This is a genomic window from Gordonia insulae (genome assembly GCF_003855095.1).
Lineage (GTDB): Bacteria > Actinomycetota > Actinomycetes > Mycobacteriales > Mycobacteriaceae > Gordonia > Gordonia insulae.
In genome coordinates, this window is the sequence record NZ_CP033972.1 from 4,538,681 (window position 1) to 4,561,843 (window position 23,163).

General features: G+C 66.6%; 24 protein-coding genes. 16 read left to right on the plus strand and 8 right to left on the minus strand.

Going from position 1 to position 23,163, the window contains the following annotated elements; all coding sequences use genetic code 11:
• The first annotated feature begins 34 nt into the window (after nucleotides 1–34).
• Nucleotides 35–781 carry an SDR family oxidoreductase gene (locus D7316_RS20705; RefSeq protein WP_124709927.1) on the plus strand — a complete coding sequence of 249 codons (747 nt, stop codon included), beginning with the start codon at nucleotides 35–37 and terminating at the stop codon, nucleotides 779–781.
• Nucleotides 782–812: 31 nt separating this feature from the next.
• Here the strand turns inward: D7316_RS20705 and D7316_RS20710 are convergent, their stop codons facing one another.
• Complete coding sequence (locus D7316_RS20710) at nucleotides 813–1,439, minus strand: TetR/AcrR family transcriptional regulator (protein WP_124709928.1); 627 nt, start codon at nucleotides 1,437–1,439, stop codon at nucleotides 813–815.
• 242 nt (nucleotides 1,440–1,681) lie between these two features.
• Here D7316_RS20710 and D7316_RS20715 point away from each other — a divergent pair, with 242 nt between their 5' ends.
• The 3 genes from D7316_RS20715 to D7316_RS20725 are packed head-to-tail and all read left to right on the plus strand — an operon-like array spanning nucleotide 1,682 to nucleotide 5,221.
• Entirely contained in the window at nucleotides 1,682–2,485 is an 804-nt protein-coding gene (locus D7316_RS20715) for an SDR family NAD(P)-dependent oxidoreductase (RefSeq protein ID WP_124709929.1), read from the plus strand.
• 57 nt (nucleotides 2,486–2,542) lie between these two features.
• The gene (locus D7316_RS20720) at nucleotides 2,543–3,670 is read left to right on the plus strand and encodes a DUF5938 domain-containing protein (RefSeq protein ID WP_124709930.1); all 1,128 of its coding nucleotides are present in this window, start codon (nucleotides 2,543–2,545) and stop codon (nucleotides 3,668–3,670) included.
• A gap of 18 nt (nucleotides 3,671–3,688) precedes the next feature.
• Nucleotides 3,689–5,221: an acyl-CoA synthetase gene (locus tag D7316_RS20725; protein WP_124709931.1), complete on the plus strand. Its 1,533-nt coding sequence runs from the start codon at nucleotides 3,689–3,691 to the stop codon at nucleotides 5,219–5,221.
• 185 nt (nucleotides 5,222–5,406) lie between these two features.
• Here the strand turns inward: D7316_RS20725 and D7316_RS27210 are convergent, their stop codons facing one another.
• Complete coding sequence (locus D7316_RS27210; protein ID WP_164473829.1) at nucleotides 5,407–5,544, minus strand: hypothetical protein; 138 nt, start codon at nucleotides 5,542–5,544, stop codon at nucleotides 5,407–5,409.
• Nucleotides 5,545–5,730: 186 nt separating this feature from the next.
• Entirely contained in the window at nucleotides 5,731–7,512 is a 1,782-nt protein-coding gene (locus D7316_RS20730) for a glycoside hydrolase family 15 protein (RefSeq protein WP_124711479.1), read from the minus strand.
• A 78-nt stretch (nucleotides 7,513–7,590) separates the two neighbouring features.
• Here D7316_RS20730 and D7316_RS20735 point away from each other — a divergent pair, with 78 nt between their 5' ends.
• From D7316_RS20735 to D7316_RS20745, 3 genes are all read left to right on the plus strand, one after another.
• Entirely contained in the window at nucleotides 7,591–8,967 is a 1,377-nt protein-coding gene (locus D7316_RS20735; protein ID WP_124709932.1) for a glucose-6-phosphate dehydrogenase, read from the plus strand.
• Nucleotides 8,964–10,136 carry an epoxide hydrolase family protein gene (locus tag D7316_RS20740; RefSeq protein WP_124709933.1) on the plus strand — a complete coding sequence of 391 codons (1,173 nt, stop codon included), beginning with the start codon at nucleotides 8,964–8,966 and terminating at the stop codon, nucleotides 10,134–10,136. The genes D7316_RS20735 and D7316_RS20740 overlap by 4 nt, the downstream gene beginning before the upstream one ends.
• A gap of 71 nt (nucleotides 10,137–10,207) precedes the next feature.
• Nucleotides 10,208–10,816: a VOC family protein gene (locus tag D7316_RS20745; protein ID WP_124709934.1), complete on the plus strand. Its 609-nt coding sequence runs from the start codon at nucleotides 10,208–10,210 to the stop codon at nucleotides 10,814–10,816.
• 57 nt (nucleotides 10,817–10,873) lie between these two features.
• On the opposite strand, the gene D7316_RS20750 is transcribed toward D7316_RS20745, so the two are convergent.
• Both D7316_RS20750 and D7316_RS27215 read right to left on the minus strand, forming a co-directional pair.
• Nucleotides 10,874–11,107 (minus strand): DUF3263 domain-containing protein, encoded by a 234-nt coding sequence (locus tag D7316_RS20750; RefSeq protein WP_124709935.1) that lies wholly within the window; start codon nucleotides 11,105–11,107, stop codon nucleotides 10,874–10,876.
• Nucleotides 11,104–11,271 carry a hypothetical protein gene (locus D7316_RS27215; protein ID WP_164473830.1) on the minus strand — a complete coding sequence of 56 codons (168 nt, stop codon included), beginning with the start codon at nucleotides 11,269–11,271 and terminating at the stop codon, nucleotides 11,104–11,106. Before D7316_RS27215 ends, D7316_RS20750 begins: the two co-directional genes overlap by 4 nt.
• A gap of 190 nt (nucleotides 11,272–11,461) precedes the next feature.
• Between D7316_RS27215 and D7316_RS20755 the strand changes: the two genes are divergently transcribed.
• Entirely contained in the window at nucleotides 11,462–11,995 is a 534-nt protein-coding gene (locus D7316_RS20755) for a hypothetical protein (RefSeq protein WP_124709936.1), read from the plus strand.
• An 86-nt stretch (nucleotides 11,996–12,081) separates the two neighbouring features.
• Nucleotides 12,082–12,732 carry a dihydrofolate reductase family protein gene (locus D7316_RS20760; RefSeq protein ID WP_124709937.1) on the plus strand — a complete coding sequence of 217 codons (651 nt, stop codon included), beginning with the start codon at nucleotides 12,082–12,084 and terminating at the stop codon, nucleotides 12,730–12,732.
• Here the strand turns inward: D7316_RS20760 and D7316_RS20765 are convergent.
• Both D7316_RS20765 and D7316_RS20770 read right to left on the minus strand, forming a co-directional pair.
• Nucleotides 12,711–13,307, minus strand: coding sequence for a dihydrofolate reductase family protein (locus D7316_RS20765; RefSeq protein WP_197718278.1), 597 nt, complete (start codon nucleotides 13,305–13,307; stop codon nucleotides 12,711–12,713). The two genes, D7316_RS20760 and D7316_RS20765, sit on opposite strands and share 22 nt — an antisense overlap.
• A gap of 80 nt (nucleotides 13,308–13,387) precedes the next feature.
• Complete coding sequence (locus D7316_RS20770; protein WP_124711480.1) at nucleotides 13,388–14,107, minus strand: cutinase family protein; 720 nt, start codon at nucleotides 14,105–14,107, stop codon at nucleotides 13,388–13,390.
• A 194-nt stretch (nucleotides 14,108–14,301) separates the two neighbouring features.
• On the opposite strand from D7316_RS20770, the gene D7316_RS20775 reads away from it, so the two are divergent.
• The 3 genes from D7316_RS20775 (at nucleotide 14,302) to D7316_RS20785 (ending at nucleotide 17,849) form a co-directional block, all read left to right on the plus strand.
• On the plus strand, nucleotides 14,302–14,880 hold the full coding sequence (locus D7316_RS20775; RefSeq protein WP_124709938.1) for a hypothetical protein: 579 nt from the start codon (nucleotides 14,302–14,304) through the stop codon (nucleotides 14,878–14,880).
• Between the two features lie 161 nt (nucleotides 14,881–15,041).
• Entirely contained in the window at nucleotides 15,042–17,369 is a 2,328-nt protein-coding gene (gene lon / locus D7316_RS20780; protein ID WP_124709939.1) for an endopeptidase La, read from the plus strand.
• Nucleotides 17,370–17,492: 123 nt separating this feature from the next.
• Nucleotides 17,493–17,849, plus strand: a complete 357-nt coding sequence (locus D7316_RS20785) for a hypothetical protein (RefSeq protein WP_124711481.1) — start codon at nucleotides 17,493–17,495, stop codon at nucleotides 17,847–17,849.
• 38 nt (nucleotides 17,850–17,887) lie between these two features.
• Here the strand turns inward: D7316_RS20785 and D7316_RS20790 are convergent, their stop codons facing one another.
• Nucleotides 17,888–18,538, minus strand: coding sequence for a TetR/AcrR family transcriptional regulator (locus D7316_RS20790; protein ID WP_164473831.1), 651 nt, complete (start codon nucleotides 18,536–18,538; stop codon nucleotides 17,888–17,890).
• Nucleotides 18,539–18,946: 408 nt separating this feature from the next.
• Here D7316_RS20790 and dnaK point away from each other — a divergent pair, with 408 nt between their 5' ends.
• The 4 genes from dnaK to D7316_RS20810 all read left to right on the plus strand — a co-directional run bounded on the left by dnaK (nucleotide 18,947) and on the right by D7316_RS20810 (nucleotide 23,107).
• The gene (dnaK, locus tag D7316_RS20795; RefSeq protein ID WP_124709941.1) at nucleotides 18,947–20,803 is read left to right on the plus strand and encodes a molecular chaperone DnaK; all 1,857 of its coding nucleotides are present in this window, start codon (nucleotides 18,947–18,949) and stop codon (nucleotides 20,801–20,803) included.
• Nucleotides 20,800–21,390 (plus strand): nucleotide exchange factor GrpE, encoded by a 591-nt coding sequence (gene grpE / locus D7316_RS20800; protein ID WP_124709942.1) that lies wholly within the window; start codon nucleotides 20,800–20,802, stop codon nucleotides 21,388–21,390. Before dnaK ends, grpE begins: the two co-directional genes overlap by 4 nt.
• Nucleotides 21,391–21,509: 119 nt before the next feature.
• The gene (dnaJ, locus tag D7316_RS20805; protein WP_124709943.1) at nucleotides 21,510–22,709 is read left to right on the plus strand and encodes a molecular chaperone DnaJ; all 1,200 of its coding nucleotides are present in this window, start codon (nucleotides 21,510–21,512) and stop codon (nucleotides 22,707–22,709) included.
• Between the two features lie 2 nt (nucleotides 22,710–22,711).
• Complete coding sequence (locus D7316_RS20810) at nucleotides 22,712–23,107, plus strand: heat shock protein transcriptional repressor HspR (protein ID WP_124711482.1); 396 nt, start codon at nucleotides 22,712–22,714, stop codon at nucleotides 23,105–23,107.
• The last annotated feature ends 56 nt before the right edge of the window (nucleotides 23,108–23,163 follow it).

Genomic DNA, 23,163 nt, shown 5'->3' on the forward strand with positions numbered 1-23,163 from the left:
TCCGGAACAGATCGACAATCAGTAGGAGAAGTCCATGCGTACCAGCGGAAACACCATCTTCATCCCCGGCGCGACGTCCGGTATCGGACTCGGACTGGCGCTGCGACTGCACGACGCGGGCAACCGGGTCATCATCGGCGGTCGCCGTACCGAACTCATGAAGCAGATCGCCGATGACCATCCCGGCCTCGAGACGGTCCGCATCGACACGGCCGACGCCGCCGACGTGGTCCGCGCCTCGGCCGACGTCCAGCAGCGCTTCCCGGAGACCAACGTGATCATCGCGATGGCCGGCATCATGCGGTCCGAGGACCTGAGTGACCCGAGCTTCCTCGATACCGCGGTTGCCGAGGTCGAGACCAATATCCTCGGGCCACTGCGCCTGCTCGCCGCCTTCACCGAATTCCTACGCAACCAGCCGGATGCGACGATCATCACCGTCTCGTCCGGACTGGCCTTCACGCCGATGGCCGGAACCGCGACCTACAGCGCGACCAAGGCGGCGATCCACTCGTTCACCGACAGTCTGCGACTACAGCTGGCAGACAAGGGAATCGGTGTCCTCGAACTGGTACCGCCGGCCGTGCAGACCGACCTCATGCCCGGCCAGGCCGACGCCGACTGGGCCATGCCGCTCGACGAGTTCCTCGACGAGGTGATGGCATTGCTGCCGACCGCGACGCGCGAGATCCTGGTGGAACGCGTGAAGCCGCTTCGCTTCTCGGCTCAGCAGGGCAACTACGACGACCTGATGGCGGCGCTCGCGCACCAGGTGGGATGATCCGTGACCTCGGCGCACCCGCGCCGGGAACTCACTTGACGAGAACGTCGAACGTCGAGATCAGTTCTGCACGAAGCGCATCGAGCGATTCGGTACGTCCGGCGATGAACTGCAGGAGACCACGCTGGAACAGGCCGTCGACGGCGACGTAGGCCGTCGACGGTGATACCGCGGGCGTGGTCTCGCACAGTTCGGCGTAGCGGCTCACCACGCGCCAGATCATCGCTTCGCGATTGTTGTCGATCTCGATGACATCGTCGCGGAACGACTCGTCGAAAAAGCTCTGGTTGCGCAGGTCGTACCAGAGCCGATGCAGTTCGGTGTCTGCCGACAATGTGTCGATGAACGTGGTCGCGAACTCGTCGCGGAGTTCGTCGGCGGTCGTCGCCCGCGCTATGACGTCGTCGTACCGGGTCACACACACCGCCTCGTACTGGCGGACGGCGTGGGTGATGAGGTCGAGCTTGTCGGTGAAGTAGTAGTGCAGCACGCCGTGTGAATATTCGGAGTTCTGCGCGATCTCCCGCAGACTCGTCCGCGCATATCCCAGGGCGGCAAGGGTGTGCAGGGTCGCGACGGCGAGTTCGTTGCGGCGCGCGTCGAACTTGTCGACGCCACTGCGCCGAGCCGCAGGGCTCGTCGTCTGCACGTCTGTCATGGCATCTCACTTCACAGCTGGACCACACCTTCGGGTGTGGTCGTCGGTCGCCCGAGTCTATCGCCCCGACGCAGCCGTCAGCTTCTTGGACGACTGTCAAGGTTTCTTTTGACGAGTGTCCAGGTTTTCCTTGACGACTGTCAAGAAAGCTGTTTACGGTGTGACGCGCAACACTCCGCATCCCTGATGTGAGCGCCGTTCATCGGCGCATGTCGGTCGCCGAGAAGAGAAGGAATGTGCGCATGACCAGTTATGACCTGACCGGGCGAGTAGCTCTCGTCACGGGTGGCGCCCAAGGTCTGGGTGCCGGGATGGCCGAGGCGCTCGCCGCCGCAGGCGCATCCGTCGCGATCGCCGATGTGCAGAACCAGCTGGGCGAGGAGACGGCCTCGGCCCTGCGTGCGCAGGGAGCGAAGGCCGAGTTCGTCGCCCTCGACGTCACCGACGACGGCCAGTGGGCGACCGCGGTGGAGAAGGTCGTCGGTGCCCTCGGTGGTCTCGACATCGTCGTCAACAACGCCGGCATCGAGGTGACCAACCTGATCGTCGACCTCGACGCCGACTCCGCGCGCAAGATGCTCGACGTCAACGTCATCGGGACCGCGCTCGGCATCAAACACGCATTCCGTGCGATGCGCCCCGAGGGTCCCGGCGGCAAGGGCGGTGCGGTGGTCAACATCGCCTCGGTGGCCGCGACCATCGCGTTTCCCGGCATCGGTGTCTACTCGGCGACCAAGTCGGCGATCGATCGGCTGACCCGGGTGGCCGCAATGGAGTCCGGAAAGCTCGGATACGGCGTCCGGGTGAACTGCATCTATCCCGCGCTGACCCCGACGGCCATGGGTAACAAGCTCGCCGTGGACTGCGCGGAACTCGGACTCTTCCCGTCACCGGAGGCCGCCGCGGGCGCCGTGGCAGAGATGACGCCGCTCGGCCGCCTCGGACAGGTCGACGACATGGCCGACGCCGTGGTCTTCCTGTCGTCGGACGCCGCCAAGTTCATCACCGGCGCCGGCCTGCCGGTCGACGGCGGCATGGGTATGTGACCCAGCCGGATTCGACGTCCATCTACTGATTTCCACCAACTGACTAGGAGTACCAGCATGGCCACCGACAAACGTGTCGTCGTCTACGGCGCCTCCGGATACACCGGGCGTCTCATCTGTGAATACTTGCGCGAGTACAACATCCCCTTCCTGGCCGCGGGCCGCGACATCAAGCGGATCAACGAGGCCGTCCAGGGTGTCCCCGGCATCGACACCGTCGACCACGAACTGCTCGAGGTGGAGCACACCGCCGCCGCTCTCACCGAGGCCTTCCGGGGCGCCGACGTGGTGCTCAACACCGTCGGACCGTTCGCGCGGTTCGGCCATGAGGTGGTCGAGGCGTGCCTGGCGATCGGTGCGCACTACACCGACACCAACGGCGAGCAGAACTGGATGATCGACGTCGAGCAGAAGTACGGCGCCGACTTCGCCGCCCAGAATCTGGTTCTCACACCGGGTTTGGCGCAGATGTATTCGATCGGCGAGATCGCCGCCAACATCTGCCTCGAGCAGCCTGGTCTCGACACCCTCGACATCGAGGTGTTCTGGAAGGGACACCCGACGGTGGCATCCACCAACACCATCCTCACCAATGCCGCGTTCGCCAAGGCCTACTACCTGGAGCAGAACGAGTACGTCGAGTGGCCGCCGGATGCCGGTCTCTACGACGTCGTCGTACCCGGGCAGCACGAGCTGGGTCTGGCACTACCGTGGGGCGGTACCTCGCATCCGGTCTGGTTCAAGAACGATCCACGGGTCGCCAACGTGCGTGCGCTCGGTGGCGTGTTCAACCGGCCGCTGATGCTCGGCGTCCCGCAGATCGTCGCGGCCGCGCTCGAGCAGATGGAGGGCAAGTCCGACGAGGAGAAGTACGCGATCGTCGACGCGGTGTCCGGACAGGTCCGCAGCGAGATGCCGCCACGGGAGAATCCGCGCATCAACACCTCGCTCGACTCGGTCTACGCGTCGGGGCCGCTCGGTCGTGCGCACTGCGTGATCCACGGCAACTGCAACTACAAGCAGACCGCACTGCTCAACGCGCACGCGGCGTCCGAGCTGCTCCAATCAAAGCCGCGCGCAGTCGGTTTCGCGTCCAGCTGCCAGGCGTTCGGTCATCGCGAGTTGCTGGGCACCCTGCGCGCCTTCGGGCTGGTGATGGACCCCATCTTCGAGATCCACCGGTGATCGGGCCCCGGAGCTGAGATGAGACTGGTCGAGTACCTGGACAAGGGCGCGTCGCTGGGACCGGATCGTCCTTGTCTCACCATGAACAGTGAGACAAGGAGCTATCGCGCCGTGCGCGACGCGTCGGTCGACATCGCGAGTGCGCTGCAGGGTTGCGGCGTGGAGGCGGGTGATCGGGTCGCCGTGCTGTCGGCGAACGATCCCCTCGCGCTGACATGTGTGTTCGGGATATCGCGGGCCGGCGCTGTCTGGTGTCCGGTGAATCCGCGGAACGAGGCGGTGGAGAATCGGCAGCTCTTCGAACTGTTCGGCTGTCGATTTCTGTTCTTCCAGAGCAAGTTCGCCGATCTCGTCGACCGCATCCGCGACGATCTGCCGCATCTGACCGAACTGGTGTGCCTCGACGGTGACGTCGACTGGGCCACGGCATTCGACGAGTGGCTGTCGGCCAACCGCGGCTCCCTCGACGAGAGCCGGCGGCCGCCCGACGGTCTGTGCATGCTTGCGGGGACGGGCGGCACCACGGGCAAGCCGAAAGGCGTGCGTCTCACCGAGACCAACATGATGACGTCGACGGCGTCAGCACTCATGAGTTACCCCTTCGGTGAGCGGCCCCGCTATCTGGCGCTGGCCCCGCTCACACACTCCGCGGGCGTACTGACCTTCCCGATCCTGAGCCTGGGTGGTGAGGTGGTCATCATGCCCGCCCCGGACCTGGCGGAGTTCTTGCGGCTCATCGAGGTTCGGCAGATCACGCACGCTTTCCTGCCACCCACGGTGATCTATGGCCTGCTCGACCACCCCGACCTCGACGTCACCGACCTGTCGTCGCTGCGGTGCCTCTGGTACGGGGCGGCGCCGATGTCGCCGGTGCGGCTGGAGGAGGCGTTGACCCGGATCGGCCCGGTGCTCGGTCAGTTGTTCGGACAGACCGAGGCGCCCAACATGATCGCCACGCTGGCTCCCGCCGACCATTTCCGCGCCGACGGCAGTGTGGCCACCGAACGGCTGTCCTCGGCCGGTCGGGCGACTCCACTCACCTCGGTGGCGATCATGGCCGAGGACGGTTCGTTCCCGCCGACCGGCGAACGCGGGGAGATCGTCGTCCGCGGGCCGTTGGTGATGCCCGGCTATCACGAGAATCCCGAGGCGACTGCGGAGGTCAGCAGGTTCGGCTGGCATCACACCGGTGACATCGGCTACCTCGACGACGACGGATTCCTGTTCGTCGTGGACCGGGCGAAGGACATGATCATCACCGGTGGGTTCAACGTCTACTCCGCGGAGGTCGAGCAGGCGCTGTACGCGCACCCGGCGGTCAAGGATGCCGCGGTGGTCGGTCTGCCCGACGACAAGTGGGGTGAACGGGTGACCGCCGTCGTGCAGTTGCGGTCCGGGCGGAGCGCCGGCGGCGACGATCTGATCGCTTTCGTCAAAGAGCGGCTGGGCAGCGTGAAAACACCGAAGCAGGTGGAGATCTGGACCGATCTGCCCCGATCCAAGGTGGGAAAGATCCTCAAGACCGACATCAGGACGACCTTGAACCAGTGATCTCGATACGCCCTCCGCTATCGCTCCGGGCTACTCGATCAGCGGTGGGCGGCCTCCGGGCTACTCGATCAGCGGTGGGCGGCCTCCGGGCTACTCGATCAGCGGTGGGCGGCCTCCGGGCCACTCGATCAGCGGTGGGCGGCCTCCGGGCCACTCAATCAGCGGTGGGCGGTGGGGCCGGTGGCTCAGTCCCCGCAGGGCTCCGCGGTGAGGTCGTCGATTCCGTTGCCCATGCACGCGGCGGTGGCCGGGCCCGAGCCGGCCAGTCCGATGCCGGCGACAGCGGCGCACGCGGCGAGCAAGGCCAAGATTCTTCTTCTCATCGGTCGTGTCTCCCTTGGGAATTCACCGAACTGTGTGGCTGCGTGGCGCCACCCTCCGACCCGGGCGGTGGTCGCCCGGTGAAGCCTCGCTGCGTCCATCCTCGCGCGGCAGACCGGGCAGCGCAATAGTCGGCGCGAGGGAAGGTGGTGTCACAACGGTCATCGACGACCTCGCCGGGTGGCCGATCAGTCCTTCGCCGAATGCGCTGCCAGGGCGTCGGCGGCCCGCACGAACGCGAGGTGCGAGAAGGCCTGCGGCGTGTTGCCGGCCTGCCGGCCGGTGTCGACGTCGTACTCCTCGGAGAACAGGCCGACGTCATTGGCCGTCGCGCAGGCACGCTCCATGAGTGCGGCCGCGTCGTCGTGGCGACCGCTCATCGCGTACTGCGTGACCAGCCAGAATGTGCACGCCAGGAACGGGTGCTCGCCGCCGGCGAGGCCGTCAACACCCGAACCGGTGCGGTAGCGCCGCACCAGCCCGCCGTGCATCAGGTTCTGCTCGATCGCGGTGACGGTGGCGAGCATCCGCGGATCGTCGAAGGCGCAGAACCCGACCTGCGGCAGCACCAACAACGATGCGTCGACCTCGTCGGTCCCGGCGAACTGCACGAACCGGCCGGTGACCGGATCGACCCCGTCGCTGTCGATCTCGGCCCGAACACGGTCGCGCAGCTCACGCCAGTGATCGGGTGAACCGTCGAGCCCGTACAGCTCGGTTGCGCGGACCCCGCGATCGAACGCGGCCCAGATCATCGCGCGTGAGTGGGTGAACATGTGTGGCTCGCCACGCATCTCCCAGATCCCGTTGTCGGGCCGTTCCAGATTCGCCTCGACCTGTTCGAGCAGGGCCTTCTGCAGTGACCACGACATCGGCATCTCGGTGAGTCCGGCCGCCCGGGCCGACTCGAGACCGCAAAGCACCTCGCCGATGACATCGCCCTGATACTGATGCACCGCACCGTTTCCGATGCGGACCGGCGCAGAGTTCTGATAGCCGGGCAGGTGCGGCAACTCGCGCTCGGCGAGGTCGCGCTCGCCGGCGATGCCGTACATGATCTGCAGTTCCCGGGTGTTCCCCGCGATCGCGCGCAGCAGCCACATCCGCCAGTGCTCGGCGACGTGGAGAAATCCGTGGCGGGTCAGCGCCTCCAGGGTGAGCGACGCATCTCGCAGCCACACATAGCGGTAGTCCCAGTTCCGAGCGCCGCCGAACTGTTCGGGCAGTGACGTCGTCGCGGCCGCGACGATGCCACCGGTGTCGAGATTGCTCAACGCGCGCAACGTGATCAGCGAGCGAACCATCTGCTGGTGATGTGGGCCGGCGTGCTCGATGCGACGCGACCATCCGATCCACCAGCCGACCGTGTGGTCGAGGGCGGCGTCGACGTCGAGCGGTTCCGGTTCCGGTCGGTGCGAGTGATACCAGGTGAGTGTGAGGTCGACGGTGACGTCGGGTTCGACGGTGAAGAACCCGCGATGCACGTGACCGTCGGGGTGCAGCGCGACGCCGCGCACCACCACCGCGTCCGGTCCGGCGATGGCTCGCAACGCGGGACCGTCGGAGTCGCCGACCTGTAGCACCCACGGCACCGCTCGCGCGTAGTCGAAGCGCATCCGCAGGTCGGTCTGGAACTCGACGTGTCCGGACACCCCGACCACCCGGCGAACCAGGTCGACCCGCCCGCCGTCGAGTGGCATGAACTCGTGGACCTCGGCGACCCCGGTGCCGGTCTCCCAGCGGGTGACGAGGACGAGGGTGTCGCCCGAGTATCGACGACTGCATTGCGCCGTACCGTCCCGCGGTGCCAACGTCCAGCATCCGTGTTCTTCGTCGCCGAGCAACGCGGCGAAGATCGACGGCGAGTCGTAGCGGGGCACACAGAACCAGTCGATCTCGCCGCGGCGGGATATAAGTGCCGCGGTCCGACAGTCGCCGACCAGTGCGTAGTCCTCGATGTTGGCGCGCATACCTCGATTCTCACCCACGCGGGCATCGTGTATCGGCGAGTTCGGCCCAGCGCGGTTTGTCACGGGTTACCGTCGGGCATGGCCGAGACGACTCTGTTCATCCTCGGCGCGACGGGCGATCTCACGTCGCGCCTGCTCCTTCCGGCGCTCGAACAACTGCTGGCGTTGGACCCGGATCGCGACGTCCGGCTCGTCGGCGTCGGCCGACGGGCGGTATCCGACGACGATTGGCGCGCCCGGGTGCGTGATTCGTTCGACGCCGACCCGGCGCCCGGCGCACAGCGACTGGCCGAGCAGACGACGTACCTGCAGGCCGACATCTCCTCGCCCGACGGTATCCGCACGATCCTGGCCGCCACCGAGGGTCGGCCGGTGCTGTATTTCGCGGTACCGCCGGCGATCGCGCAGCAGGCGTGTGACGCGATGACCGGGATCGATCTGCCGAAGGGCACGATCCTGGCACTGGAGAAGCCGTTCGGCACCGATCAGGCGAGTGCGCACGCGTTCAACGAGAAGCTCGCCGCGCTGCTCCCGGAGAACCAGATCTTCCGCGTTGATCACTTCCTCGGTCAGTCGATCCTGTTGGACCTCATCGGCGTTCGATTCGCCAACCGGGTGTTCGAGCCGGTCTGGTCGGCCGAGCACATCGAGTCGGTGGTCATCCGATACGACGAGACGCTCGGCCTGGAGGGCCGCGCCGGCTACTACGACAACGCCGGTGCCCTCACCGACATGCTGCAGAGTCACCTGCTGGAGTTGCTGTCGGTGGTGGCGATGGACCCGCCGGCATCGCTGGGGGAGCGGGATCTGCGCGACGCGACCGCGGCGACGCTACGCGCCACCCGCGTGTGGGGCGACGACCCGCTCACCGCGTCGAGGCGTGCCCGCTACACGGCGGGAGAGGTGGGGGGACACCGACTTCCGTCCTACGCCGACGAGGACGGGGTCGACCCGTCGCGTCAGACCGAGACGCTCGCCGAGGCCACGTTCGAGGTGCGGACCGCTCGCTGGGAGGGTGTGCCGTTCACCCTGCGCTCCGGTAAGGCCATCGAGCCGGCGGTCCGCGAGATCGCCCTCACCTTTCGGCCGGTGCGACATCTGCCGGACCAGTTCCGTGGTGACACCGGACCCAACGTCATGCACTTCAAGTTCGGGCCGGACACGATGTCGCTGCAGGTCAACGTGCACGACGGCACCCACCCGTTCGACCTGCGTGGTGCAACCCTCGACGCCGACCTCGGCCAGGGGTCGGTGCACGCCTACGCCGAGGTGCTGTCCGGCATCCTCGACGGCGACGCCACCTTGGCGGTTCGTGGCGACTCCGCCGAACAGTGCTGGCGCATCGTCGCACCCATCATCGAGGCGTGGAAGTCCGACCAGGTGCCGCTCGACGAGTACCCGGCCGGGTCGAGTGGACCGTCGGGATGGCCGTCGCTGTCCACCATGACTGCATGAGCGACGGTCCGGTTCGACCCCAGCGGTTCAGCATCCGGACGGACCCGGGCGTCATCGACGACCTGCGCGCCCGGCTACGGGCCACCCGATGGCCGGATGACACCGCGGCGGGCGGGTGGTCACTCGGAGCCGATGCCGATTACCTCCGAGAGCTCGTCGAGTACTGGGCGGATGAATTCGACTGGTGGAAAGAGGAAGCCGCCATCAACGCGCTTCCTCACCTGAAGGTGGACGTCGGGGGTGTCGGGGTTCACGTCATCCACGCCCGCGCCACCGATCGATCCGGACCGGCCCTGCCGCTGTTGCTCAATCACGGCTGGCCGGACTCGTTCTGGCGCTACCTCAAGGTGATCCCGCTGCTCGCCGATCCTGGTGCGCACGGTGGCGACCCGGCCGATGCGTTCGATGTCGTCGTCCCGGACATGCCGGGGTTCGGCTATTCCGACCGCCCGCCGCACCCGCTGGACTCGATCGCCGTCGCGACGCTGTGGGCCGAACTGATGACTCAACTCGGATATGACCGGTTCGTCACCGCCGGTGGCGACATGGGCAGCCACGTCAGCCGTTATCTGGCACTCGACCACTCCGATCGTGTCGTCGCGGTCCACCGAATGGATGCCGGATTGCCCCGGTATTCGGGCGATCCGGCCGACCTCACCGACGACGAGCGCGCCTGGATCGACGCCGGCGCGGTCTGGGGCCGGACCGAGGGTGCGTATGCGGCGATGCACAGCACGAAGCCGAACACGGCGGCGATCGGGCTCATCGACTCGCCCGCGGGACTCGCGGCGTGGATCGTCGAGAAACTGCGTGCGTGGAGCGACTGCGACGGTGACGTCGAGACCGCGTTCACCAAAGACGAGATCCTCACGCTGCTCACGCAGTACTGGGTGACCGGGACCATCGGGTCGTCGATGCGCAGTTATCACGCGAACGCTGCGATACCTCTCGAGCAGTACGCGCGTCGGGTCGAGGTGCCCTCGGGATTCTCGTTGTTCCGTGGCGACGTACTGATGCCGCCGCGCGCGTGGCTCCACCGGACCGCCAATGTCGTCAGCGTGTCCGAGCCGGGGCGCGGTGGTCACTTCGCGCCGTTCGAACAGCCCGCGCTCTATGCGCAGGAACTCCGCGACTTCTTCCGGCCGTTCCGAGGCGCGCTCATCACCTGATGACGCAGTGATCGGGCATCGAGCAGGAATCAAGAAGCGTGGACCGTCCGGGCGGGCCTAGCGTTGTCCGCATGACATCAATCACCAGCATCACCCTCGACGTTCCTGACATCTCAGCCGCAAGAATCTTCTACGACAAAGCATTCGGACTGGGTGACCAGATCAGGTTCCGGACCGCGCAGGCGCCCACCGTGGGCTTCCGTGGGTATGTCCTCTCCCTGGTCGTCGCCGATCCGGCCGTCGTCGACTCCCTGGTCCACCCGGCTCTCGATGCCGGTGCGACCGAGCTCAAGCCCGTCAAGAAGTCGTTCTGGGGCTACGGCGGAGTCGTCGCGGCACCTGACGGCAGCATCTGGAAAGTGGCGTCGTCGAGCAAGAAGGACACCGGGGCTCCGGCCCGGCAGATCGACGACATCGTGTTTCTCATCGGCGCCGACGACGTCGCAGCGAGCAAGCAGTTCTATGTCGACCACGGCCTCGCGGTCGCCAAGAGCTTCGGCCGCAAGTATGTCGAGTTCGAAGGTGCGCCGGGCTCGGTGAAGCTGGCGCTCTATGGTCGACGTGCGGCCGCCAAGGATGCCGGCGTCGACGCCGACGGCAGCGGATCGCACCGCCTCACCGTCGGCAGCAGCGCGGGCGCGTTCACCGACCCGGATGGGTTCGAGTGGGAAGCGGAGTAGCGGGACTGAGGTGGTCGGTTCGACACGCGTCCGTGCCGCACGTCGGGCAAAGGGCCGCTAGGTGACGCGCTTCAACCAGAGTCGTTGCCGCGCCACGTGGCGGAGCCGGTGGATCTGCGCGGGATCGAGGTCCCGCGCAGACTCGTCGAGGATGTCGAGCACCTGCCGGAAGAACTCGCGGTCGGTCATGCCGAATCGTTCCCTGATCTCGGCGGGCGGCCCACCGCCGTAGCGGGCCCAGCGGGTCGCGAAGTCGAGCACCTCGGATTCGGTGGTCGCGATGACGGTCATGCAGCTCCTGGCACATCGGGCGGGGTGTCGGCGGCGATCTCGGGGTCGTACAGCCCTGCCGTCGGATCGTCGTCACCGGACATCACGGTGCTCCACCAATCGTCGAGCGGGGATGGGTCGGGCCACACCACCGAGGGCGGACTGTCGGCGTCACGCGCAGTCACGATGATGACCTCCTTCGCTCACCGTCGGACTGCCCGTGTTTCGAGTCGCCTAAACATGTACACCCCGACCGGTCGCAACGGAACTGTTTTCTGCGATCGGATTCGGCGGTTCCGAAATGTGGCGCACAGACGCGCGTCATGACCTAACGTCGAGCCTCGAGGGGGGCGCCGACTCGAGCAAGGAAACGTGATGCGCCGCAACATTCTCGTCCGGATCTCAGTCATTCTCGCCGCGTTCGCCGTGGTCGCCTTCACGGCGCCGGCGGTCGCCGATGCATCGCCGCCGCGACCCGGGGCGACACCCGTCGTCGGGGCCGCGAAGGGCGTGGGCTTCTCGGTCCAGGTGACCGGGCGTCAGATCAAGTACACGGTCACCGACGTGCCCAGGTCGTCGATCATCAGCCGAGGTTTCTGCAGTACCGCCGTCGTCGACGTCATCAAGGCCGCACCCATCATCGGGCCGAGTCTCATCTCCCTGATCCAGGGTGGCCCCGTCGACGTCGTCAAACTGCTGACCGATCTCGCCGAAGCCGACGCGGTCACCGCGAGTCATCTGGCGAGATTCGCGACCAGCGCCGCCCCGAACACCGTGACCGGTACCTTTGACGACATCCCGAACGGCCTCTACGCGATCCTCACCGTGTGCAATCTGGATCCGGACCTCTACGGTGTCACCGGTGCGTTCGTGCTCGGTGAGGGGCTGAACTACGGCTCATCGGCGTAACCCGGTCCCCGCTCTGGGCGTCGGCCGATGAGATTCGACATCGTCGCGAGTCACACCATCACCATCGAATGCGTGAGGGGATCATCGTGAGTCAACTGCTGAAAGTCCAGAACTTCACCGTGTCGCGAGACGGCTTCGGTGCCGGCGACGGCCAGAGCCTCGAGACACCGTTCGGCCATGCCGACCCGATGACCATGATGTCGTGGGCGGGCGCGACCGCGAGCTGGCCCAATCGCACCGACTCCGGGGGCAGTCGCGGACTCGACGACTATCTGACCCGCGACTTCGCCCACAACATCGGGGCGGAGATCATGGGCGCCAACAAGTTCAGCCCGCATCGCGGGCCCTGGGAGGACCACAGCTGGCTCGGCTGGTGGGGCGATGAGCCGCCGTTCCACACGCCGGTGTTCGTGCTGACCCACCACCTCAGGCCGTCGTTCAGCCTGTCCGACACGACGTTCCACTTCATCGACGACGATCCGGCGACGGCGCTGGAAAAGGCGCAGGCGGCGGCCGGCGGAATGGACGTCCGGCTCGGCGGTGGCGCGACCACGGTCCGCGAGTTTCTCGACGCCGGCCTCGTCGACACCCTGCACGTCGCGGTGGCCGACGACGTCGAACTCGGGTCCGGTGCACGACTCTGGGAATCGCCCGACGAACTGCTCGACCGCTATCACTGTGACGTCGTGCCCAGTCCGAGCAGCAATGTCACGCATCACCTGTTCTGGCGGCGATGACGTAACGCAGGTGTGTCGCCCGGCGCCCTGGTACCACGGTCGGGGTCGTCGAGGAGCTGATGGCCGTTCGCGAGCGGGCCGAAGTAGCGGATCCCGTCACCGAATAGCACCGGCACGAGGCTGACACAGATCTCGTCGACCAGCTCGAGGTCGAGCGCCTGCTGGATGATGGTCGGGCTCGCGATGATCACGTCGCGATCGCCGGCCATCTGACGTGCGCGTGAGATCGCGGTGCCGACGTCGTCGACGAATGTGGTCGTAGGCCATCGGGTCGCGGCGTCGGGTGGCGGCTGATGCGTGACGACGACGACTGGCGCGCCGACCGGATGGTTGTCGCCCCATCCGTCGGCGACGTCGAACAGACGCCGTCCGGACACCAGGGCGCCCGCATTGCCGGTCAATTCCGCGAGCATGTCGGCGTCGGCGTCGTCCACGTGGAATCCGATGTCCTCGTTGGCGCTCGGCACCGCGGTCGCGCCCGCGTCGTACCAGGCGAACAACTCCCCGACATCGTCGTTCGGGTCGGCGATGAAGCCGTCGAGCGACATGGTCATGTGTGTGATGACTTTGCCCATGGTCGTGCCTCCTCGGTCGCGGTGGCCATCAACAATTGTGACCAGCCGCGACCGGGGAAGTCATCGGCACGACGGGGTGGTTACAACCGTCCGACGACGTAGCGCGCGGCGTCGAGCGACATGCCGTTGACGGTGTAGAGAACGTGGAGACCGTTGGGCTGGCCTACGGGTGCTCCGTTGCAGATGGTGTCGCCGGGAATGCAGTACCGCTTGGTCTTGGCCTCATAGGGTGCTCCGACGCGGATCTTCGGCGCACCGATGTCGTTGATGAACCGGTCCGACGGCGGCGCGAAGAGGACGACCGCGGCCACGTGGCGGGCCACGTCGGCGGGCAGCGGCGCAGGCACCTCGGACTCGTACTGGCGGTAGCGGTCGGGGATCGCGATCTTGCCGCTCGTCGCATATCCGGCGACCACCGCGCCCTGCGAGTAGCCGCCGAGGACGATCCGGGTGCCGGGGCAGTTGGCGGCGATGGTCTTGACCTGCCGCTGCGCTTCCTTGACGCCGTTCGTCACGGTCCTGACGAACTTGGGACGGTCATTGAAGTTGCTGCTCGCGGGGTAGTTCACACCGATGGCGTCGACCGACTTGCCCGGCAGCTGCGACCGGAGGGACGCGACAAAGGACTGGCCGGTCAGGCCGATCGGCGGCGCAGGCTCGACGGTGCCCCGGGCGAAGACGACTGCGACGTCGGAGCAGGTTGCCGCGGACGCCTTGGGGCTGTTCATCACCACCCCGCCGGCGAGGGCCGCGAACAAACAGAGAAACGACACGGTCAATCGGGTACCGATGGTTTTCATGGCACTCATTGAACTATGGGATTCAAGGTTCATGCACGTGGTTCGGATGCGGATTGGGATCGGATGGGTGGGTTATCTGCTTGATTCGGTCTGAATTCTCGATCGAGGACGAACTCTCGAGGCCGACGAATCGCACTGGATGAGCGTCGTCGCCGGGGTACCTTCTGAGCACAGCCAACCGAGGGGCACCCACCATGACACATGCATCGGTCGACGCGCGAGGCCGATTGCGAGGTCGTGTGGCGGCGAGGTGGGCACGGTCGGCCGCCGTGGTCGCGGGCGCCGCACTCCTCGTGTTGTCGAGCGGATCGACCGCGGGAACCGCAACGGCCCGGCCCGGTGACGCCTCGCCCTTCGGCAGCTCGAACCTCGGGGTCGGCGAGTACCGGGTGCACAAGAAACTGACGTTGGACCTCGGGGCGGGTGCGCAAGGTGGTGTCCGGGCGATCGATGGTCACTGTGTGAACGCCAACGGGGAGTTCCCGTTCGCGACGACGAACGATGCGCCTCAGGTTCATGACCTGTGGATCGACGCGAGTGAATCGTTTCCCGTGTGCATCACCGACTTGAGTTCGATGGTCTTCGAGGTCTATCTGACGAGCCCGATCAGGAAAGAGCTGAAGATCGCGATCGGCGAGCGGCCCGGTGGTGGGTACGACATCTATTGCTACGTCCATGTCGACGACCCCAGCACCTACCCGCTGACGTGCACATTCGACAGCACGGACCCCGCTGACCTGGGTACGGCGATCACGGTCCGTCGCCACCGCTAGACGACGGGAGCGTCCCGGATATCGCGGTCACCGCACCGCGTGAGGCGATCGCCGCCGCGTCGGTGACCAGAACATGACAATTCCGCTTCTGGCGAAATATCCCCGGGAACAAACATTCCGCCACCAGGGTTGAGTCGGTCAGACTGAACTTTGGAGGTCAGATGTCACAGACATATTCAGCGCCCGTCCTGTTCGTTCCCGACCTGGTCGTCCTGCCCGGCATGGTTGTGCCGATCCCGCTCGACGACGCAGCTCAGGCGACGGTGGACGCTGCCCGGTCCAGTGAGTCCGGGAAACTGTTGGTCGCTCCACGTCTGGACGACCGTTATCCCACTTACGGCGTGATCGCCTCGATCGTGCAGGTCGGACGGATGCCCGGCGCGGGAATTGCGGCCGTCGTCAAGGGGGAGAAGCGTGCCCACATCGGAACCGGGACCCCCGGGAACGGTGCCGGCCTGTGGGTCGAGGTCACCGAGGTCGACGACCCGGAGATCACCGACGAGGTCAAGGCGCTCGCCGGCGAGTACAAGAAGCTCGTGCTGGCGATGCTGCAACGTCGCGAGGCATGGCAGATCATCGACGCCGTAAACAAGATGACCGAGCCGTCGGACCTGGCGGACACCTCGGGCTACTCGTCGTGGCTGACCGACGTCCAGAAGCGACAGCTCCTGGAGACGCCCGACGTCGGTGAGCGGCTGACCCTGCTGATCGACTGGACCGGTGAGCACATCGCCGAGACCGAGGTCAGCGACAAGATCGCCGACGATGTCCGCAACGGAATGGAGCGCCAGCAGAAAGAATTCCTGCTGCGCCAGCAGCTCGCCGCGATCCGCAAGGAACTCGGCGACGACGAGCCCGAGGGTGCCGACGACTATCGTGCCCGCGTCGAGGCGGCCGATCTGCCCGAGAAGGTGCGCGAGGCCGCGCTGCGTGAGGTCGGCAAGCTGGAACGCGCAAGCGATCAGTCGCCGGAGACCAGCTGGATCCGCACCTGGCTCGACACCGTGCTCGACCTGCCGTGGAGTGAACGGACCGTCGATTCGACGGACATCAAGGGTGCCCGCGAGATCCTCGACGCCGACCACCACGGGCTGGACGATGTGAAGGACCGCATCGTCGAGTACCTGGCTGTGCGTGCCCGGCGCGCCGACCGCGGTCTGCAGGTCGTCGGCGGACGCGGTTCCGGCGCGGTGATGGTGCTGGCCGGACCTCCCGGCGTCGGTAAGACGTCGCTCGGGGAATCGGTCGCGCGAGCACTCGGCCGCAAGTTCGTGCGCGTCGCCCTGGGCGGGGTTCGCGACGAGGCGGAGATCCGCGGTCACCGGCGTACCTACGTCGGCGCACTGCCCGGACGCATCGTGCGTGCCATCGGTGAGGCCGGATCGATGAATCCGGTTGTGCTGCTTGACGAGATCGACAAGGTCGGCTCGGACTATCGCGGTGACCCGGCGGCGGCGCTGCTCGAGGTCCTCGACCCCGCGCAGAACCACACCTTCCGTGATCACTACCTCGATCTGGACCTCGACCTGTCGGATGTCCTGTTCCTCGCGACCGCCAACGTCATCGAGAACATCCCGTCGGCGTTGCTGGACCGGATGGAGCTGGTGACCATCGACGGCTACACCGAGGACGACAAGGTCGCGATCGCCCGCGACTTCCTGCTCCCGCGGCAGGCGGATCGGGCGGCGTTGACGGCCGACGAGGTCACGGTGACCGAGGACGCGCTGCGTGAGATCGCTGCCGACTACACCCGCGAACCCGGTGTGCGTCAGTTCGAACGACTGCTCGCCAAGCTCCTCCGAAAGGCCGCCACCAACCTGGAATCCGGCAAGGCGACCGCGCCGATCGTGATCGACGAGGCCGACCTGAAGGAGTACCTCGGCCGTCCGCGCTTCACCCCCGAATCGGAGGAGCGGACCGCGGTGCCGGGCGTGGCGACCGGACTGGCCGTCACCGGGATGGGCGGCGACGTTCTGTTCATCGAGGCGAACAGTGTCGACGGCGACGCCGGTCTGAAGCTGACCGGCCAACTGGGTGATGTGATGAAGGAATCCGCGCAGATCGCGCTGTCCTACGTCCGCGCCCACGCCGAGCAACTCGGGGTCGATCCGGCGGTGCTGGACAAGGCCATCCACGTGCACGTGCCGGCCGGCGCGGTGCCCAAGGACGGTCCGAGCGCCGGCGTCACCATGGTCACCGCCCTGGTTTCCATGGCGACCGGCCGCAAGGTGCGCGCCGACGTCGGCATGACCGGTGAGGTCACGTTGAACGGGCGGGTCCTGCCGATCGGCGGGGTCAAGCAGAAACTGCTTGCCGCACAACGCAACGGGCTGAAGACGGTGTTCATCCCGCAGCGCAACGAGCCCGATCTCGACGACGTGCCCGCCGAGGTCCTCGACGCCCTCGAGGTCAGACCGATGGTCGATGTCGCCGACATCATCGCGTCGGCGCTGGAGTCGTCCGAGCAGCAGGCCATCTCGGCGGCCTGACCCGGGTCGACGACACCGACGGTGTCGCAGTGGATCATCCGCTGCGGCACCGTCGTCGTCGGTCGGATCGGATTCCGTGGACTGAACCAGCGGTCCCGCGTTTTGGTGGATACTGGTATGCACATGCCCGAGCTACCGATCATCACCGACGAAGAGATGCGGACGAGCCTGCAATACGCGCAGCCGTACTCCGTCGTCATCCTGCGGGCCGGCCCGAGATATCAGACTCCGGAAGCGGAATCGATCATCTGGGAACACGGCCGGCGCAACTTCGCGCTACGTGCCGCCGGGGCGCTGTCGGTGGTGCTCCCGGTCCTCGACGATTCCGACGTCTGCGGGGTGGGCATCTTCGACCGCGACGTCGACACGACGACGGCGTTGATGAACGACGATCCCGGTGTGCTCGCCGAGGTGTTCACGTTCGAGGTGCATCCGGCCCGGGGGTTTCCCGGCGACGCGCTCCCGCCGGAACCCAACTGAGTGGATCGCCAACTGGGTCGATGACGCCACTGGGTCGATCAGTCGTGTGGCGATGTCAGCGCGACGGACGGCCGCGCGGACGTCGTCCACTGTGACGACTCGCTGCCGATGGTGCAGATGTGCGACATCGCCATCTTGACCATCGGGCGGGTGACCGTTTCCAACTTGCCGAGGACCAGTTGCTGGATGAGCCCGTCCATCAGGGCCACCACCAGATTTGCGGCGTCCTCGGGGTGCTCGGGGCGGAACGCCGCACCGACGGCGATCGAGAGCTGGATCAGCTCCTGTCGGTGGTCGTTGATCATGTCCCCGAGTTCGGGATAGAACTGGGCCTCGACCAGCAGCGCGTGGCGCGCCGTCACCACGTCGGGAAACTCGAGTCGCGCCGTCTCGACGAAGACGGTCCCACACTCGATCACCTCATCGGGGGAGTGCGGCCCGGGACTCATGAGTGGACCGAACGCGGTCATCGCGATGGACCGCAGCTGCGCATGGACCGTTTCCAATGCCAAGGCGAGCAGTCGGCTGCGCGAGGGGGCGTAATAGTTGACCGATCCGGAGGGGAAACCCGCGGTCTCGTCGACGGTGCGGTGGGTCAGGGCCCGCAGTCCCTGGGTGGCGATGATCTCGACGGCGGCCTCGCCGAACTTGGTGCGACGTTCGCCGCGGCGCTGTTTCGAGAGTTCCACGACGCGTCTCCCCTCAGAGGTGTGCCCTTGCATCCGGATCGGCCCCACCTTCTGGAGGACGGTCCGGCTCATGCCGGCGTGACCGGAACAGCATATTTGACGAGCGCGCGGTCCGTCCTCGGACAGACTGCGATCGCGGTCACGTTTCTCATTGTCGGTGCCGCGGTCGCGAACGTTTCGGTTCCTCGCAAAAAAGTCCCACCGACCGGGAACATTTCGCCGACATCCCCCGTTGACCAGAGTGAGAAACTTGAGTGATGTAGACTCAACCCAGGTTGACTCCGACGAAATGCTTCGTTAGAACATGAGTCGGATGCACTGAAGTTCGGGTCGCAGACGCGGGTTTCGACAAACCACTCGATTCGAAGAACGTACTTGGGTGCAGACCCATGAACTAGGAGGAAACACATGTCTCGTGCTGTTGGAATCGACCTCGGCACCACCAACTCGGTGGTCTCCGTGCTCGAAGGCGGCGAGCCCGCCGTCATCGCCAACGCCGAAGGCTCCCGGACGACCCCGTCGGTGGTCGCGTTCGCGCGCAACGGCGAGGTACTGGTCGGGCAGCCGGCGAAGAACCAGGCGGTCACCAACGTCGACCGCACCATCCGGTCCGTCAAGCGCCACATGGGCGAGGGCGACTGGACCGTCGAGATCGACGACAAGAAGTACACCCCGCAGGAGATCAGCGCCCGCACGCTCATGAAGCTGAAGCGCGACGCCGAGTCCTACCTGGGTGAGGACGTCAGCGACGCGGTCATCACCGTGCCCGCGTACTTCAACGACTCGCAGCGTCAGGCCACCAAGGAGGCCGGGCAGATCGCGGGTCTCAACGTGCTGCGCATCGTCAACGAGCCGACCGCGGCCGCTCTGGCCTACGGCTTGGACAAGGGTGAGAAGGAACAGACCATCCTGGTGTTCGACCTCGGTGGCGGTACCTTCGACGTCTCGCTCCTCGAGATCGGCGACGGTGTCGTCGAGGTCCGCGCGACCTCCGGTGACAACGTCCTCGGTGGCGACGACTGGGATCAGCGCATCGTCGACTGGCTCGTCGAGAAGTTCAAGAGCCAGAACGGCATCGACCTGACCAAGGACAAGATGGCCCTGCAGCGTCTGCGTGAGGCCGCGGAGAAGGCCAAGATCGAGCTCTCGGCATCGCAGAGCACCTCGATCAACCTGCCCTACATCACCGTCGACGCCGACAAGAACCCGCTGTTCCTCGACGAGCAGCTGTCGCGCAGCGAGTTCCAGAAGATCACCTCGGATCTGCTCGAGCGCACCCGTGCGCCGTTCCAGGCGGTCATCAAGGACGCCGGCATCTCCGTCGGCGACATCGATCACGTGGTGCTGGTCGGCGGCTCGACCCGTATGCCCGCCGTCACCGAGCTGGTCAAGGAACTGACCGGTGGCCAGGAGCCCAACAAGGGCGTCAACCCGGACGAGGTCGTCGCCGTCGGTGCAGCACTGCAGGCCGGTGTGCTCCGCGGTGAGGTCAAGGACGTGCTCCTGCTCGACGTCACCCCGCTGTCGCTCGGCATCGAGACCAAGGGCGGCGTGATGCACAAGCTGATCGAGCGCAACACCACCATCCCGACCAAGCGGTCGGAGACCTACACCACGGCCGAGGACAACCAGCCGTCGGTGCAGATCCAGGTCTATCAGGGTGAGCGTGAGATCGCGTCGCACAACAAGCTGCTCGGTTCGTTCGAACTCGGCGGCATCGCTCCGGCGCCGCAGGGTGTCCCGCAGATCGAGGTGACCTTCGACATCGACGCCAACGGCATCGTGCACGTCACCGCGAAGGACAAGGGCACCGGCAAGGAGAACAGCATCCGCATCCAGGACGGTTCCGGCCTGAGCAAGGACGAGATCGACCGGATGATCAAGGACGCCGAGGCCCACGCCGACGAGGATCGCACCCGCCGCGAGGAAGCCGAGACCCGCAACCAGGCCGAGTCGCTGGTCAACCACACCGAGAAGTTCCTCAAGGACAACGAGGACAAGGTGCCCGGTGACGTCAAGGACAAGGTCAACGCGGCCATCTCCGAGGCGAACGAGGCGCTCAAGGGCACCGACATCGCCGCCATCAAGTCGGCGATCGAGAAGCTCTCGACCGAGTCCCAGGAGATGGGTCAGGCGATCTACGCCGCCTCGGCAGCGGAGTCGCCCAACGGCGACGCACCCGAGGGTGACGCGGCCGGTGGCGACAACGACGTCGTGGACGCGGAGGTCGTCGACGAGCCGACGAACACCGGGGACAACAAGTGACCGCTGGTGGGCCGGACGGCGCACGCCCCGAGGAGCCGGTGACGGTGACCGATCGTCGTCGCATCGATCCCGAAACGGGTGAGGTGCGCGCGGATCCGGCCGCCGGACCCGGCCCGGCAGAAGCCGAACCGGTCGTGGCAGAAGCCGACACGGTCGCCGTCGACCCCGAGGTGGCCGAACTGACCGCCGCGCTTCAGCGCGAGCGGGCCCAGTTCGCCAACTTCAAGCGGCGCGCCGCAGAGGAGAAGCAGGGTTCGGTCAACTACGGAAAGCAACTGCTCATCGACAAGCTGCTGCCCGTCCTCGACGACCTCGACCGTGCCCGCGAGCACGGCGACCTCGAGAGCGGTCCGCTGCGCGGTGTCGCAGACAAACTGGCCGGCGCCCTCACCAGTGAGGGACTCGCCAAGTTCGGCGAGACCGGCGACCCGTTCGACCCGGAACTGCACGAGGCCGTCCAGCACGACGGCGACGGCGAGAACCCGGTGATCGGCGCGGTGTATCGCAGTGGCTACCGCCTCGGCGAGAAGGTGATCCGCACGGCGATGGTCACCGTCACCGACCCGGTCGAAACTGGTGCACAATAAGCGCCAACACACTGTGCCTGCCCGGCGATGCGAACGCCGCGTCGCCGGGCAGCGCACTCTTCACGGCATCGACTACAACTACATCCAGACAACTGAGATATCGAAGGAGGTGACGTCTGGTGGCTCCACAACGGGAGTGGTTGGAACAAGACTTCTACAAGGACCTGGGCGTTGCTTCTGACGCTTCGGCTGAAGAGATCAAGAAGGCCTACCGGAAGCTCGCGCGCGAGCTGCACCCGGATGCGAATCCGGGGGATTCGGCGGCCGAGGAGCGCTTCAAGCGGGTGTCCGAAGCACACAGCGTGCTATCCGATCCCGAGAAGCGCAAAGAATATGACGAGACCCGCGCGATGTTCGCCGGTGGGCGATTCCGCGGCGGGGGCAACGGCTTCCCGGGAGGCTTCCCCGGCGGAGGCGGAACCACGTACTCGACGAGCGGTGGTGCCGACTTCAACATCGGCGACCTGTTCGGCAACGGAGGCGGGGCAACCGCCGACGCGGGCGGATTCGGCGACCTGTTCGAGGGCCTGTTCAATCGTGGCCAACGGACATCGACCGCCGCGCGCCCGAAGCGCGGCAACGATCTCGAGACCGAGACGACGCTGAGCTTCGCCGACGCCGCGCAGGGCACCACGGTGCCCTTGCGGGTGACGAGTCCGTCGCCGTGCACCACCTGTCACGGCAGCGGCGCCAAGCCCGGCACGAGTCCGCGGGTCTGCCCGAACTGCAACGGTTCCGGATTCGTCAGCCGCAACCAGGGTGCGTTCGGTTTCAGCGAGCCCTGCCAGGACTGTCAGGGCACCGGATCGCGGATCGACGACCCCTGCACCGACTGCGACGGCTCCGGAGTGAAGGTCCGTGCCCGCACCATCAACGTCCGCATCCCCGCGGGTGTCGAGGACGGGCAGCGGATTCGGCTTGCCGGCCAGGGCGAGGCCGGTCGTCGGGGCGCACCGTCGGGCGACCTGTACGTCGTGGTCCACGTGACCCCGGACAAGGTGTTCACGCGGAGTGGCAATGACCTCAAAGTGCAACTGCCGGTGAGCATTTCTGAGCTGGTGCTGGGCGCGACGGTGTCCGTCCCGACGCTCGACGGTTCCGTCGGGGTGAAGATCCCGGCGAACACCACCGACGGTCGTACGCTGCGTGTTCGCGGTCGGGGTGTGCCGAAACGGTCCGGCGGCGCCGGTGATCTGTTGGTCACCGTCAAGGTCGCCGTGCCGAAGACGCTGGACGCCGCGGCCGCCGAGGCCATGCGTCAGTACGCCGAGGCCGAGAAGGCCAGCGGCTTCGATCCGCGCGCCGGGTGGGGGCGATGATGATGGCCGGCAAGTACGAGAGCGAGGCGGGCGCGACCTTCATGATCTCGGTCGCCGCCGAGCTCGCCGGCATGCACGCCCAGACCCTGCGCACCTATGACCGCCTGGGTCTGGTCACGCCGCAACGGACCAGTGGCGGCGGTCGCCGCTACTCCTCGCGTGACGTCGAGCTGCTCCGGGAGATCCAGCGCCTGTCCCAAGAGGAAGGTGTCAACCTCGCCGGGATCAAGCGGATCATCGACCTGAGCAACCAGGTCGATGCACTGCAGCAGCGGGTCCGCGAGCTGCAGGCCGAGGTCGAGAGCATGCCACCGCGACGCGGCGGCGAGCTCGTCCCGGTCCCGCGGACCAGTGCGCTCGTGGTGTGGCAACCGCGCCGCAAGCGCAAAGCCGACTGATCCGCACAGCGCAACGCCGCCGCGTCACGGCCTGCATCCACCCGCTACCCTGACTC